The sequence below is a fragment of the Mesosutterella porci genome, from assembly GCF_022134585.1.
Classification (GTDB): Bacteria; Pseudomonadota; Gammaproteobacteria; order Burkholderiales; family Burkholderiaceae_F; genus Mesosutterella; species Mesosutterella porci.
This window is the reverse complement of sequence record NZ_JAKNCT010000005.1, coordinates 1-12,928: the sequence shown is the minus strand read 5'-3', so window position 1 is coordinate 12,928 and position 12,928 is coordinate 1. Positions and strand designations below refer to the sequence as shown.

Annotated in this window: 12 protein-coding genes and 1 pseudogene; 6 read left to right on the top strand and 7 right to left on the bottom strand. The window is 60.1% G+C overall.

Going from position 1 to position 12,928, the window contains the following annotated elements; genetic code table 11:
* The first annotated feature begins 123 nt into the window (after positions 1-123).
* Genes MAF45_RS04780 through MAF45_RS04770 form a run of 3 tightly spaced genes read left to right on the top strand, consistent with a single transcriptional unit; the run spans position 124 to position 3,102 of the window.
* A complete protein-coding gene (locus MAF45_RS04780; protein ID WP_237978415.1) occupies positions 124-633 on the top strand; it encodes a MarR family winged helix-turn-helix transcriptional regulator in 510 nt (169 codons plus the stop codon).
* 59 nt (positions 634-692) lie between these two features.
* Positions 693-1,892 carry an HlyD family secretion protein gene (locus MAF45_RS04775; protein WP_237978414.1) on the top strand — a complete coding sequence of 400 codons (1,200 nt, stop codon included), beginning with the start codon at positions 693-695 and terminating at the stop codon, positions 1,890-1,892.
* Positions 1,885-3,102, top strand: a complete 1,218-nt coding sequence (locus tag MAF45_RS04770; RefSeq protein ID WP_237978413.1) for an ABC transporter permease — start codon at positions 1,885-1,887, stop codon at positions 3,100-3,102. Before MAF45_RS04775 ends, MAF45_RS04770 begins: the two co-directional genes overlap by 8 nt.
* A gap of 280 nt (positions 3,103-3,382) precedes the next feature.
* On the opposite strand, the pseudogene MAF45_RS04765 reads toward MAF45_RS04770, so the two are convergent.
* A pseudogene (locus tag MAF45_RS04765) lies at positions 3,383-4,542 on the bottom strand (ISL3 family transposase).
* A gap of 433 nt (positions 4,543-4,975) precedes the next feature.
* Here MAF45_RS04765 and MAF45_RS04760 point away from each other — a divergent pair.
* The 3 genes from MAF45_RS04760 (at position 4,976) to MAF45_RS04750 (ending at position 9,392) form a co-directional block, all read left to right on the top strand.
* Positions 4,976-8,359 (top strand): autotransporter outer membrane beta-barrel domain-containing protein, encoded by a 3,384-nt coding sequence (locus tag MAF45_RS04760; protein WP_237978412.1) that lies wholly within the window; start codon positions 4,976-4,978, stop codon positions 8,357-8,359.
* A gap of 205 nt (positions 8,360-8,564) precedes the next feature.
* Entirely contained in the window at positions 8,565-9,014 is a 450-nt protein-coding gene (locus MAF45_RS04755) for a DUF2721 domain-containing protein (protein WP_237978411.1), read from the top strand.
* 141 nt (positions 9,015-9,155) lie between these two features.
* On the top strand, positions 9,156-9,392 hold the full coding sequence (locus MAF45_RS04750; protein WP_237978410.1) for a hypothetical protein: 237 nt from the start codon (positions 9,156-9,158) through the stop codon (positions 9,390-9,392).
* 44 nt (positions 9,393-9,436) lie between these two features.
* On the opposite strand, the gene MAF45_RS04745 is transcribed toward MAF45_RS04750, so the two are convergent.
* From MAF45_RS04745 to MAF45_RS04720, 6 genes are all read right to left on the bottom strand, one after another.
* Positions 9,437-9,625 carry a hypothetical protein gene (locus tag MAF45_RS04745; RefSeq protein ID WP_237978409.1) on the bottom strand — a complete coding sequence of 63 codons (189 nt, stop codon included), beginning with the start codon at positions 9,623-9,625 and terminating at the stop codon, positions 9,437-9,439.
* Between the two features lie 273 nt (positions 9,626-9,898).
* A complete protein-coding gene (locus MAF45_RS04740; protein ID WP_237978408.1) occupies positions 9,899-10,714 on the bottom strand; it encodes an endonuclease in 816 nt (271 codons plus the stop codon).
* A 125-nt stretch (positions 10,715-10,839) separates the two neighbouring features.
* A complete protein-coding gene (locus MAF45_RS04735; protein ID WP_237978407.1) occupies positions 10,840-11,115 on the bottom strand; it encodes a helix-turn-helix domain-containing protein in 276 nt (91 codons plus the stop codon).
* Positions 11,116-11,408: 293 nt separating this feature from the next.
* A complete protein-coding gene (locus tag MAF45_RS04730; protein WP_326520676.1) occupies positions 11,409-12,050 on the bottom strand; it encodes a DDE-type integrase/transposase/recombinase in 642 nt (213 codons plus the stop codon).
* Between the two features lie 3 nt (positions 12,051-12,053).
* The gene (locus MAF45_RS04725) at positions 12,054-12,653 is read right to left on the bottom strand and encodes a DUF8451 domain-containing protein (protein WP_237978405.1); all 600 of its coding nucleotides are present in this window, start codon (positions 12,651-12,653) and stop codon (positions 12,054-12,056) included.
* On the bottom strand, positions 12,643-12,798 hold the full coding sequence (locus tag MAF45_RS04720; RefSeq protein ID WP_237978404.1) for an ATP-binding protein: 156 nt from the start codon (positions 12,796-12,798) through the stop codon (positions 12,643-12,645). The genes MAF45_RS04725 and MAF45_RS04720 overlap by 11 nt, the downstream gene beginning before the upstream one ends.
* Between the last annotated feature and the right edge of the window lie 130 nt (positions 12,799-12,928).

Below are 12,928 nucleotides of genomic sequence, written 5' to 3'. Positions count from 1 at the left end.
TCAAAGGCAGCGCCGCACCTGAATTCGCTCATGGGGATTTTTCCCTGTCATCCCCTTTTTCTGCATGCCGGGTCGGACGGAAACGATTAAACTTCGCAAATATTTAGCCGGCTAACTATTTAAATGAACTACCGCATCAGAAAGCTTCCCAGCCTCGAGACGATCGAGAAGAACGTGAAAAAGGCGGGCGTGAGACTCGCACCGGAGGCGGCCGCGCTCACGCTGTCGCTACTGAACTGCGCCTCGCGCGTGCAGGAGGAGATCATCGCGCCCCTTGAGCGCGAGGGGCTCTCTGAGGGGAAGTTCCTGCTTCTCATGGCGCTGCGCGAGCAGCCTTTGGGTCTCGGGGTGCGCGAGCTTGCGCTCCGGGTGGGCGTCACCCCGCCCACGATGTCGATCATGCTGCGGCGCATGCGCCAGGCGCCAAAGCCCCTCGTGCGGGTGGAGCGGCTCGCGGACGACGCGCGGGCGAGGCGGGTGCAGATTACGTCCGAGGGGATCGAGCTGATCGGGAGGATTTTCCCCGGACACCTGAAGCGCGTGGCGGCTTTCTCGGATCGGCTCTCCGGTCAGGAGCGCAGGGAGCTCGCCCGGCTGCTGCTCAAGCTTTCCGATCCGGCTGACGATGAATGAGAAACGATTGATTTTAGAGAAAAAATAAAGAAATAATGAAAGAAAATAATCAAAAAATAATGGTCCAGAGCGGGAATCCGGGAGACGCGGGCTCGCCCGCGCAGGACAGCAGGCCGCAGCGCCTCGGCCGGCCCGCCGGAGGGCAACGCCAGCTTCTTAAGCCCGTGGCGGCGCTCGGAGCGCTCTTTGTGATCGGGGTCGTCCTCATGCTGCTCGGCCCTCGGCACGACGCAGACACGCTCGCGCAGCGCCAGAAGTACGGCATCCTCACCGCCGAAGAGGTGAACGTGGCCTTCGAGAAGGTCTCCGGGCGCCTTATTGAGCGGCCCGTCCAGGAGGGCGGCCGGGTGAAGAAGGGCGACCCCCTGATGACGCTCGACGGCGTGGACAACGCCATTGCGGTGAAGCGCCTTAAAGCGCAGATCGCCGAGAACGAGGCTTCGGTCGAGTCCGAGAAGCGCCAGATCGGCATCGACCTTGCGGCCGCCTCCACGACGGAGAAAAACGCCTGGCGCACGATCGAGGCGGTCAAGGCGACCCTTGACTCGGCCGCGGCCGCTGAGCGGCGCGCCCGGGCGGACTTCGGAAGGGCCCGGGAGCTCGTGGGTTCGGGGGCGGTGTCGCAGTCGAGCTTTGACTCGGCCAAGAGCAGCTGGGAGTCGGCGGCCGCGGCGCTTGCCAACACCCGCAAGAACCTCGCGGCTGCCACGGTGGGTGCGAACCGCTCGGGCCTTGCGCGCCTTGAGCGGACCGGAAGCGCGGAGGGCATGCGGCTGTCCTCCATCGCCGATACCCGCGCATCCATTGAAAACCGGCGCCTGAAGGTGAGGCAGCTCGAAGCTCAGGGCGAGCAGCTGCGCGCCGACCTTGAGTCGCTCCAAGTCGAGCGCGGCCGCCTCACCCTCACAGCGCCCGAGGACGGCAAGATCGTGAAGCTGCTCTATCAGCCCGGCGACATGGTGAGCGCCGGCAGCCCCGCCGTGCTCCTGCAGTCCTCCCGCCAGTACTACGAGATCTATGTGAGCGAGAAGGACGTCCCGCGCTTTTCCGAGGGGAGCACGGTGACCGGCACGACCGCCTCGGGCCGGAAGGTGCAGGGCATCGTGCGGGTGCTCTACCGGGCGCCCTCCTTTGCCGAGATCCGCGGCACGCGCGAGCGCGGCCAGGCCGACCTCACCTCCTTCATTGCCCGCATCTACGTCACGCCGCAGTCCGGGGTGGAGCCCGGCATGACCATCGAGGTGAAGACCCATGCCTGAAGTGCGCAGGGGCCGCTCCAAGTGGCTGCAGGACATCATTGACTCGATGTTCGAGGAGCTCGAGGCGATGACCTCGGGCCATTTCGTGCCCTATCACAAGCTCTCGGTCATGGCTGCCGTTGTGACCACCGTCGTTCTCGGCCTCTTTTTCACCCAGATGAGCGTGATCGAGGCCCCGGTCGCGGTGATCGACCTTGACCGGACCACGCAGAGCGCTGCGCTGATCAGCGCCCTCGACTCTTCGAGGGATATCCGGGTGGCGAAGGTGGTGCGCTCCCCGGTGAACCCCGAGAGCCTGCTGCGCCAGGACGAGCTCGTGGGCGTGATCTACATTCCGCGCGGGCTCACCGAATCGGTCCTCACCGGACGCGGCTTGGCGCGGGTCGGGTATTTCGCGGACCAGACGAACGCGGCTCAGAACGGGGAGGTCTTCAATTCGCTCAGCGAAGTGGCCACCGCCGAGGGCGTGCCGGTGTCGGCGGCGAACCTGGCAGCGCTCGGGGCCGCCTCCCAGGCCTCGGAAAGTGCCTCCTCCTCCGGGATCGGAGTGGAGGTGCGGCGACTCTTTAACCCCGCCAATTCTCTGCACATCACGGTGCTCGCCTTCCTCTATTTCTTTTCCGGCATCTACTTCGGCATCACTTCCCTCATGATCATGGGGCGGCTCCATGTCTCGGGGCTCTGGGAAACCACGATCTGCGAGCGGGGGCTGTCGGCGCTCGTCGCGAGGCTCTTCCCCTACTGCCTGGGCTACTGCGCCGCTGTCACCCTGATGACGGCGGCGCTCGTGCAGTTTGACGGGCTGCCCTTCAAGGGGAACTACCTCGCCTATCTGCCCAGCCTGTTCCTGCTGCCGCTCTGCATCGGGCTGCTCGCCATGATCGTGACCTGGAGGATGCCCACGCCTGCCAACGGGGCGGCCTTCATGATCTTCATCGTGCCCCCGGGCTTCATCATGGGCGGGATGACCATGGCCGAGCACGAGTTCCCCGGCTGGGTCCATTACGTCTCAAACGCCTTCCCGCTCACCTGGCAGTTCGGCATGCTGCGCGACTTCGCCTTCAGGGGGAAGACGCTCTCCGAGATGGCGGGGCCCTACGGGGAGTATCTCCTCTACGCCACGGTGCTGCTCGCGCTCGCGGCGGTGCGCTTCTACGCGGAGCGCCGGCGGCTCGGAGCCTCCCAGAAAAATCGGGAAGGAGTTTCCTGAAAGTCCGCCCGGCCTGAAAAAGGGGTGCTTTGTCGGGCGGCAGCCCGTCTGTAAGCAGTCCTTTTTCCGGGGTCTTCCCGGGAGAGGCGCGCCTGCCCTCTCGCGCATTCTTCTGTTTTTGACAAAAAAATGGCTGGCCGAAGCGCCTGGTGCCTCTCACATGATAGGGCGCCGAGGGTCCGGTCCGGCTCCCGGTCCTCGCGGGTCATTCTCTTGCGGCGAAAGATTCTTTTTTCAAAGCTTTCCGCCTATCGTCCCTGAAGCTTCATAACCTGGTTCTTCACGGTATACCGGGAAAGGCTGGTACCCACAGCCCTGATTTCAACACAGCGGCATAGTCTGGAAGGCTTCTCCATGGAGACAGGTTCCTTCCGGGGAAAATGGACTTGATTTTCAGTACAAAATACTCAAAGTCTCTGAAGCCGTATGCCATTCGCCTGAGCACTTTGATCGCATTGTTCGCTCCTTCAAGGAGGCCGGTACCCCGTTTGAACTTCCCGGCATTGACAATGCCTTCTGCGCGGCGGCCGAGCATTTTGGCAAATCTCCGTGCTGGACTGAAATCATGTTTCTCAGCTGCAGTCTCCAGCAGGTTTTTTGTTTTTTGTAATGCCTCACGAGCCAGAACCTCCGAACGGCAGCACCATATTCTTCGGATTAAATCGGCAATCGGGTAGAGGGAAGCCAGCAGCTCGTTGTCGGCCTTCAGACGGTTCAACTGCTCCTGTCTGTCGACCTGCAGATCGTCCGGCCGCCGCGCAAGCACCCATTCCGCGCTTTTCAAATCGGAGAGCTTCCTGACCTGACCGGCTCTGCTTTCCCTCGTTTCCTCGTTCTCCCGGATTTTGCTGTTTTTACGAAGTTCCTTCCGTATCTGCTCACGGATGACGGTCTTGGCCTCAGTCAGGACCTCCTTGATAAAATTGGCCATGACGTGGAAAAGGTCATAGACCGCGACGCCCCCTTCAGGTGATCCTTCACCATCCGAGGATATGCGGCGTTCATGTCGCAGGATGCGGACTGGATCTGGCCGGAGGCGTGGTGTTGCCGCAGGAGTTCAAAGAAGGGCTCCACGTCTCTGCGGCTTTTTCCCTTTCCTACCCACAGGATGCGCCTTGTGCCCAGATCCATGACGACCGTTGCGTACCGATGCCCCTTATGGACGGCGAATTCGTCAATGGCCAGGTGCTTCACACCGGTGAAATCAACTTTCTGGAATAAATACTTGAGGAGAACCTTGTCACAAGCCTTGACCGTGTCCCAGCTCAGGCGGTAGTGGGCGGCTGCATCGCTGATGGACACACGGAGCCGGAGCAGGGATTGGATGTTAGCGATCATCAGATTCGTCAGCCTGGATCGCTGGCTGACCCAGGGCAGGCGTTCCGTCCTATGACAGCCGCAGCTGCATTGAACCCGCCGGGCTTCAAAGTGAACGTACACGCGTTCCCGCGTCTCTCACAATCCGTCGCGTGCTTTCGTGAATTGAGAAACACCGTTTACCGCAAGCGGGGCAGACTGCTTCGCACACAGGTTCCAAGTAGATGTGAATGCTTCCGTCCGCTTCTCGTTTCATGTCTTTGATGAAAGAACCGGGGCAGCGGAGCTGGGAGAGAAAATCGAGTTTAGGCGGCAGGGATGAATTTGTTAAACTGGAGTTTTTGTCCTTTTTCTAGTCCCGAATTCCCTGATCCAGAAAACGCTTCAAATGGCTCGCTGCAGGCTGCTTGCGAGCGAGAGCGGTATTCGATTTGAGGTAGTTCTTCCTGCTATTCCTTGAAGAACCATTAATGATTGTAAGGTCATGTTAAAATACGCAATTTTTTCCCGCTATTTCTTTTCATACATTGTTGCTTTACAGATCCAAGGAGAATGAATGTCTGCTTTCTCACCTCAAAATTTCAGAAAAACGCTTTTAACCGCCGCCGTGGCCGCGGGGACTGCCGCCGCTCCTTTCAGCGCCGAAGCGGCAACAGTTGAATACGGGCCTTTGGGATCGAGCAAGTCCTGGAACGAAGATGTGACCCTGTCGGCCCAGGAGCTCCCGTACGGAGGCGTGTGGCTTGACCGCCAGTCGCAGAAAACCACGACGACGCTTGACGCGGGCGAGCACCAGATCTCATTTCAGTCCACGGGCATCCGCATCGACGGTGGGAACAACGATCTCGTCATCAACGCTTCCGCCGTGAACTTTAATGGCAGCACCTGGGACAGCCGCAACCCTTACACCGGCATCCTGATCGCCAACACCGCGCGCAACACGGCCTCTGAGAATCTCCCCGTTTCCATAGAGTTCAACGCCCCCGTGTCATTTTCCGGTAGCAAGGCTCTTGCCGTGGACATCGACAACTTCCCCGGCTCGCATGACCACCAAAACAAGATCGGTCCCCTGAACGTTGTCCTCAAATTCAACCAGGGGCTCACCATCTCGAATTCCACAGGAACCATCCCCCTTAACGAGCGCAGAGACGCTGACTTGGAATGGATTCCTGTCGGCACAACTCACCTCACTTATCTTGGGAGCGAAGGGACGGAAATCCGCGCCACTGACATCACGCTCAATGACAATGCCGCAGACGTAGGCGTTTCCAGCTCCGCGAGCAAGTTTTATATTTCCGGCACGTTTTCAAGCCATGGCTTTACAGGATCCTCACCTCTGCAGACCGACGCAGACGACTTCTATGCCCACAACATCGAAATTGACAATGTGACCTCCTACTCAGGAGACCAGGCGTTCCCTGTTTCCACATCAAGCTCTCTTTTTCGAGCTGACCGCGTGACTGTCACCAATGTGACCGGCGACGCCATGACAGCCGCTTTTTTTGCTGAGCACCAGGGAGCCGTCAACGTGAATTCTCTCACCGTTGACGCCGTCGCCTCGACCTCGGAGTGGGCCAGCGGAATTTTGATGTCTCAAATTGAGAGCATGCGTCCAGCAAGCAAAGTCGAAATTTCCACGGCAAAGGTCTCCAAAGTCAAGGGCGTAACCCGTGCGGACGGCGTTTATTTGGAAGATTGGTGGGATGCAAGTACGGTATATAGTGACAACGTCCCCATCTACCTTTACCCTGTCTCCGGGAATTTTGGCAGTATCAACGTAGAGGGCGTCGCCGCCACGGGCGATACAGGCACGGCCAACGGCCTTTATATGACGAACGTGGCTCTTCCCGTCACCGTCGGGGACCTGTCGGTTGCCAGCATCTCGGCCGAGGGAGAAAACGGCTCAGCCTACGGCGTGCGGCTGGAGTCGGCGACTCTCAACATCACCGGAAATGTCAACATCACGCTCGAAGAGAGCGCCTCGGGCGACTACAAGGGCGCGTTTTCCGACTCTTCCTCGGAAGAGGAGGTGAACGTGCGGAACGCAGCGGTCCGGGTAGATCAGGCGGGTGTCGTCGCCTTCAGCGGGGAAGGCACGCGGCGCATCGATGGTGCGATCCTCGTGGGTGGCGACGCGGGGAGCGAGTCGAGCCCCGCTTCCCTTTCCTTCTCGGGCGGCACGACGCAGATCGCGGGCGACATCTACGTCGCCAACGGCGGGCAGCTCACGCTCGATGCAAGCGGCTCCGACTCCTTCATCCGCGGCCAGATCGATGACTACCACGACCTAGGGGGCGATTCCTCAGCGGCCCGGACGGTGAACTTCCTCACCGGCTCCGGGCGCATGGCCTCCGCCTCCACGGCCGGGAGCGCCTCGGTTTTGCTCTCCAAAGGGGCGTCCTGGACCTCTTATGGCAGGAGCTTCGTGAAGAGCCTCGCCTTCGGCGAGGGCGGCGGCTCGGTCGATCTCTCAAAGTCCGAGGGCGCGAGCCTCACGGCGGGAACCCTGTCCGGCTCCGGGACATTCGTCATGCGGGCGAGTCCGACTCCGTCCCGCGGCAACATGCTCTACGCAACGGACCTGCAGAAAGGCTCCTCCAGCACGATCGCCCTGGTCGTTGACAGGAGCGAGGTCCCGAACATCGAGGCGCTGAAAGGCGTGCGCCTTGCGACCACGAACGGGAAGGCCTCCGGCTGGGGCGACGAGTTCAAGGCCGAAATGAAGGACCAGGGCGTGACCAACGTGACCTTCACGCTCGCAAAGAGCGACTACGTGAAGGGCGATGCGGAAAACACCCTCTACAACGGCAAAGGCAGCGGCAAGGGCACTTATCGGCCTGGCGTCGCCTTCACCGACTCGGTTTTTGGCAAGGAAGGCACGAACTGGTATATAGAAGAGGCGACCGAGACCGAGCCTGTCACCCCTGACACGCCCGATACGCCCGATACGCCCGATACGCCCGATGAGCCGGTGACGCCAGTCCAGCCTAACAGCGGAAAGACGAAGGTGGAGCTCTCCGACGCGGGCCGGGCGGTGCTCGGGGCCGCGCGCTCCATGTACTGGAACGCGGTCGATATGGACCGACTCGTGAAGAGGCTGGGCGAGGCGCGTTACGCAAAGGGCGAGGACGGCCTGTGGCTTCGCGTGCGCTACGACACCCTCGAGAGCTCTTCGGGCCGGGGCGACTTCAAGACTTCGGCCGCGACCTACCAGGCCGGTTTTGACCGCGCCTTCTCCTTTAGCGCCGGGCGGGCGCTGGCCGGCGTGGCCATCGACTGGCGCGACGCCGACGTCGACTTCAAGGGACTTTCGGGCGACGGGGATACCCGGCGCTTCGGCGTGAAGGCCTACGGCACGTGGCTGGGAGAAAGCGGGGCTGTTGTCGACCTCGTCGCGCAGTGGGGGCGGCTGTCTAACAGCTTCGACATTGTGAACGGCTCGGGCGGCCGGGTGAAGGGCGACTTCGACAACCACGTGGCGGGCTTTTCGGTCGAAGCGGGCCACAAGCTGTCCGCTGGGCAGCGAGGGTGGTTCGCGGAGCCGGAGCTGCAGCTCCAGTATCTGCACGTGACCGACGGGAACTACAGCACGACGCAGGGCTCGCGGATCGCCCAGGACAGCTTCAACTCCGTGCTCACGCGCGCGGGCTTCCGGGCCGGGCTCAGCTTCGGGGCGGAGAAGGCAAGTTCGGTCTACATCAAGGCCGACTGGATCCGCGAGTGGAGCGGAAAGCAGAAGATCCGCGCCTTTGACTCGACCACGCGCGCTTCGGGCTACGACGCCTCGATCGGGAACAAGGGCAGCTGGTATGACGCAGGCGCGGGCTTTCAGGTCGCGCTCGGGCGGAACGCCTTCGCGTTTGCGGACGCCGAGTACCGCTTCGGGAACTCGCTTGAAAGCGCCTGGAGCGTGAATGCGGGCGTGCGGCTTTCCTTCTAATTAAAGGGAAAGCGCGCTTTGCCAGGCGGTCTGCCCCGTAAGCCGGCGGGCAGGCCGCCTTTTGCTAAGCGGCCTTGGGCCCCGGAGGGTCCGGAGATAGGATTAAACCCTGTTTTTATGAGATTTTTGTGCCATGAGCTTTTTCTGGGCTTATAGTTCACTTTTTCATAAAAAACATCCATTCGAATGGGAGGCATTAATCTAAATGGCCGTGCAATTCAGTTCTGTCCTTCTTTCCGCTCTGACCCCCGTCACGCTGATTTCCGGAGTAGGCCTTCTCCTGCTGTCCATGACGAACCGCTACAGCCACGCCACGAACCGCATCCGCGAGCTGCTGCGCGAGAAAGCGAGCCAGTCGGACAAGCTGATCGACCCGGAGCTGGACGCCTCGATCGAACTGATCTACAAGCGGGCCTGGTACCTGCGCCGCGCGATGCTGTGCATGGCGGTGTCGGTCACTTTCAGCGCCTGCATTGTGCTCTGCAACGTGCTTGACGCGCTCTTCGGAATCAGGCTCGACGTGCCCGAGTCGGTGCTGCTGCTGTGCGGCATGGCGCTCACGGTGGTGTCAATGATGTACTTCGTGCTTGAGATCAGCACCTCGCTGCATGCGCTGGGGCTCACCGTGCACCCGCGCGTGCATAAGAAAAACTAAGCCGCAGAAGCAGGGCAGGGCCTGATTTCCAGTCCATCCTGCCCGTTGCGCCGCCTCGGCGGGTCTTTCCCGCCTGCGCCTGAAATCCCGGCAGAGGCCGTTTCCCGACCCTGCCGGAATTTTTATGTTCCGAGCCGTCTAATGTCCGAAGTTTTCATGGTCTTTCCTGCCCCGGGCTTTCAGACAAAAAAGCGCTTTTCTGGGCAGGGCTCCGAATATGGGATCGCAGGATGGGTGACAGGCCTGGGGCTGCCCTCCCATTTCTATGTGGTCGTAATCGGCGAGAGCAGCCGCCGCGGCTGCACGAACGCCTGCGGCTATCCGGTCGGGAACATGCTCTTCATGCCGCAGGAGCCCGGGGTGGTGCTCGAAGGGTGAGGACGATGCGGTCGATGTCAGGGGGAAGCCGGCGGCGAGGCCTTTCAGTCCGTTTCCTCGCACTGGAAGGAGTCCCGATAGAAAGTCCACACGTGGATGAAGCCCCGGAAATTCCTCGGGATGAAGATTTTGTTTGCCCCGATGCGTGCGGTCGGGCCTCCTGATATGTCGGAGGCTCCGAAGGGCCAGGCTTTGCCATCGCGGATGCGGTAGACCGTGACCGCAAGCCGCAAGCCCGTTCATGTCGTCCGGCGCCTTGGTGCGATCCGCGAGTACGATTTCGCCTATGCTCTTTTTGGAGAACATCGGGCGGAAGTCCGCAGGAATCCTGATCTCCCTGCTGTTCACATTAATGTAACAGGCGTTTTCCACTGTCCGGTCGAAGTATATTGAGACCGCGAAGCGGAGCCTAGCCGGGGCAGGGCGCCGCATCCCGCGATGCGCTCGAAGGCAGCGCCGGAAGCCCCGGCTTGGGCCCATTTCCACGGCGCCCCGGACTTTGGCTTTTACTTTCTGCGAGCGCAGGACTCCTCGGTGAAGGGGTTGGCGTTGCCCTGCAGGGCCTTGATGCGCTTTGCCCTCAGGCACTCCCAGTCATCGGCCGGGTATTTTTTGTCCCAGACGTCCATCAGGCGGCGCTGCTGGTCGCTCATCCGGAACTGCGGGTAGGCCGCCGCCATGTATTTGTACGTTCTTGCAGCGAGTCCCTTCGCCCAGTCCGGGGGTTCGGCCCGGCGGTCCTCAATCTTCATCGGGCAGGTCCCGAAGGTCGCGGGCGCGTCCGCGGCGAACTGCGTGTAGGGAAAATTGCTCCTCATCGCGTTCACGGCCCCGATCGCGGGGTAGAGGTTATAGTAGTCGGCCTGCATCAGGCGGTATTCACGGCTCGCGAGGTTCGCACAGCGCCTTCCTTTGAAGGCTCCCTTCGAGCTCTGGCAGCGCGGGTCGCCGTTTCTCCAGGCTTCGAACGCGCGCCCGAAGTTCTCGGCCGGGACGATGTGCTCCCACTCAAGCCGGTTCGCGCGGCCCTCGTGCGTCGGGGTCGTGAAGCCGCGCGGCAGCGTGATGTTCTTGTGCTCGTCAAACGAGGCGCGGCAGTAAAAGGTCACGCGGTGGTCGTAGAAGACTTTCTCGAGCAGCGTCTTCTTGGCATGCGCGAAGCTTTCGTCGGTCGTGTTGCCCGGAATCGCAGCGAGGGCGCCGGAGGCGGCGAGGCACAGGGCCGGAAGCAGCAAAAGGTTGGCTTTCAAGTCGGATTCTCCAAATGAACGATGAGTTGTTTGTTGACGCTGGGCATCGACGCCCTCAAGGGTACTCTTCATGAGAGTTTCCGGCGAAAGCCGCCCCTCTGGCTTTTCCCTTTAAATGCGCACTTTCATCCCGAAAATTTGAGGCGGGAACCTCCCAATTTCATCCTTCGCTTAAAACTTTGGCAGCCGAAAACATTTCATGCTGTTTTCCCGGTTATTCTGTAAAAAGCGAATCTTCCCTTGCCTTCCAGTTTCAGGAGCTTGTCTTCGCGCATCTGCTGCAGCGTTTTATAAGCCTGCGGCTTGGAAACGTGCAGCAGTTCCATAACATCTTTTTTTGTAACGGCGCCTCCCTGCCGCTTGGCCAGTTCCAGAATCATTTCTGGGAAACGAATGGAATCAATGCCTCTCTGCCTTATATATTCTGCTGTTTTGCCGGCGTTTGAATAGTCCTTTTGCCCCAGCATCAGCATTCTGGATTTGCCGCGCCCGATTTCTTCAATCAGTCCCTGCTCGATAAGATTTCGGTAGATGTCAAGTCTTCTTTTCGCTAATTTACAAATTTTTATATGTGTGAGTTCTGAGGGGCTCTGCCCCCTCCGCCTTCGGCGGATTCCCCCGAGGTTTTTGGGGACCACAAAGATGTGGGCTGCAACGCCGCGTATGACGTCTCTACAATGCGCTGGTACGGATAGGAGAGGTCCGACTCCGTGTGACCGCGAAGATGTTCGCTACGGCGCGCGGTGGACTTGCTGCAGTGCGCCGTTTACGCATGCGCGACCGGCTGAGCCTCACGCAACTGCCCGTTCTCGGGGTTTAGCCACACCTTGCGGACGGGCTCACAATTGAGCAACGCCTCAGGCTTAATCCACCGCTCCGGGGCCTGTTGACGGTCACGCAACATCGTCTCCCTGCGCCGGCGCAGGATCTCAGCGTCCTCACCCCGAAAACGCGACCCCGGCGTCACCATACGGATGCCGCAGTGGCGGTGCTTTTCGTTGTAGTGCTCAATGAAATCATCAAACCACTTCTGAGCGTGCTCAAGGCTTTCAAAGCCATCGCGCGGGTACAGATAGTCACCGTTGTACTTGAGCGTGCGGAAGAACGATTCCGAGTAGGGATTGTCGTTGCTCACTCGCGGGCGGCTGTGGGAGAACTTCACACCGTAGTGAGTGAGCACTCCCTGCGTCTTGGCCGCCTTCATGCTCGCGCCGTTGTCCGAGTGCACGACCAACTGCCCCGGCACGATGCCGTACTCATGAAAGGCGTCCTGCAGGAACTGGGCGGCATAGTCTGCGTTGTCGGCTTCAAAAACCCGAGCGCTGATGACGTAACGGCTGTAGACGTCCACGATGACATAGGCGTAGTAGAAGACTCCCGTGTAATGGCTGGTTCGGAAGTACGTGATGTCCTACGTCCAGACCTCGTTAGCATTGATCAAAACCTTCGTTCCCTGCAGCACCTGAAAGTCGGCTGCAGCAGTAGGCACGAAACGCTGAAGGCTTGCTTCCTTGCCGGCCAGAAGAAGACCGGTCAGGGTCGGATATATTTTGTCGCCGACGCGGGCGGTAAGCCGCAGAGCCTGGGCGAGCTCCTCGTCCGTCAGGCCAAGCAGCTGCTGGTCGCCGTGCTGGTTTTGAATCGTGGCGCGAAGACGGACCATCTGATTCGGGTCCAGATCATCAGGAGAACCTTCTTGAATCGGCTGGGCAGAAAAAACCAGCTTTCGAAGATCTGAAAGTCTCGTATAAATTTCATACGGGTACATAGGGATGGCTTCAGGCGATCCGTCCGCCTTAAGCCTTCGCTTTAAGATTTTCCCTGAAACCGTGGACTCGACGGAAAAGCTTTTGGGGATATGAACGGCCATAACCTGATGCCCCTTGATGCCGATGATTTCCGCACGCACTGACAACGATGGACGGGTTCGGTTGCCGATCAGAGCAGCAAGACCGACAGGGTCACGAAAATGTTCCCCTGTCGGTAAGGCGGCCGTCGTCCTAGGCTCCAAGGTAGAGCGTTCCTCTTTCAGTGTTGGTCATCCCGACTGCTTCTTCGACCAGGTCGTCATCGGGAGAACCTCCTCCTTTCTTTCCTCTGTCGCTCTTGAATTCAGCAAGCAGGGACTCGCGTTTCGGCAACTCATGTTCTGCCATAAACGTGAAATCCGCAAAATTTATACTGTGTAGGTCAGATTGATGGCCTTGGCACACCCACGCGGTCAAATATCTGCAGCTGCTTCTGCGTGATTTCGGAGAGCCGGGGAGTGATGCCTTCCCCGGAGAA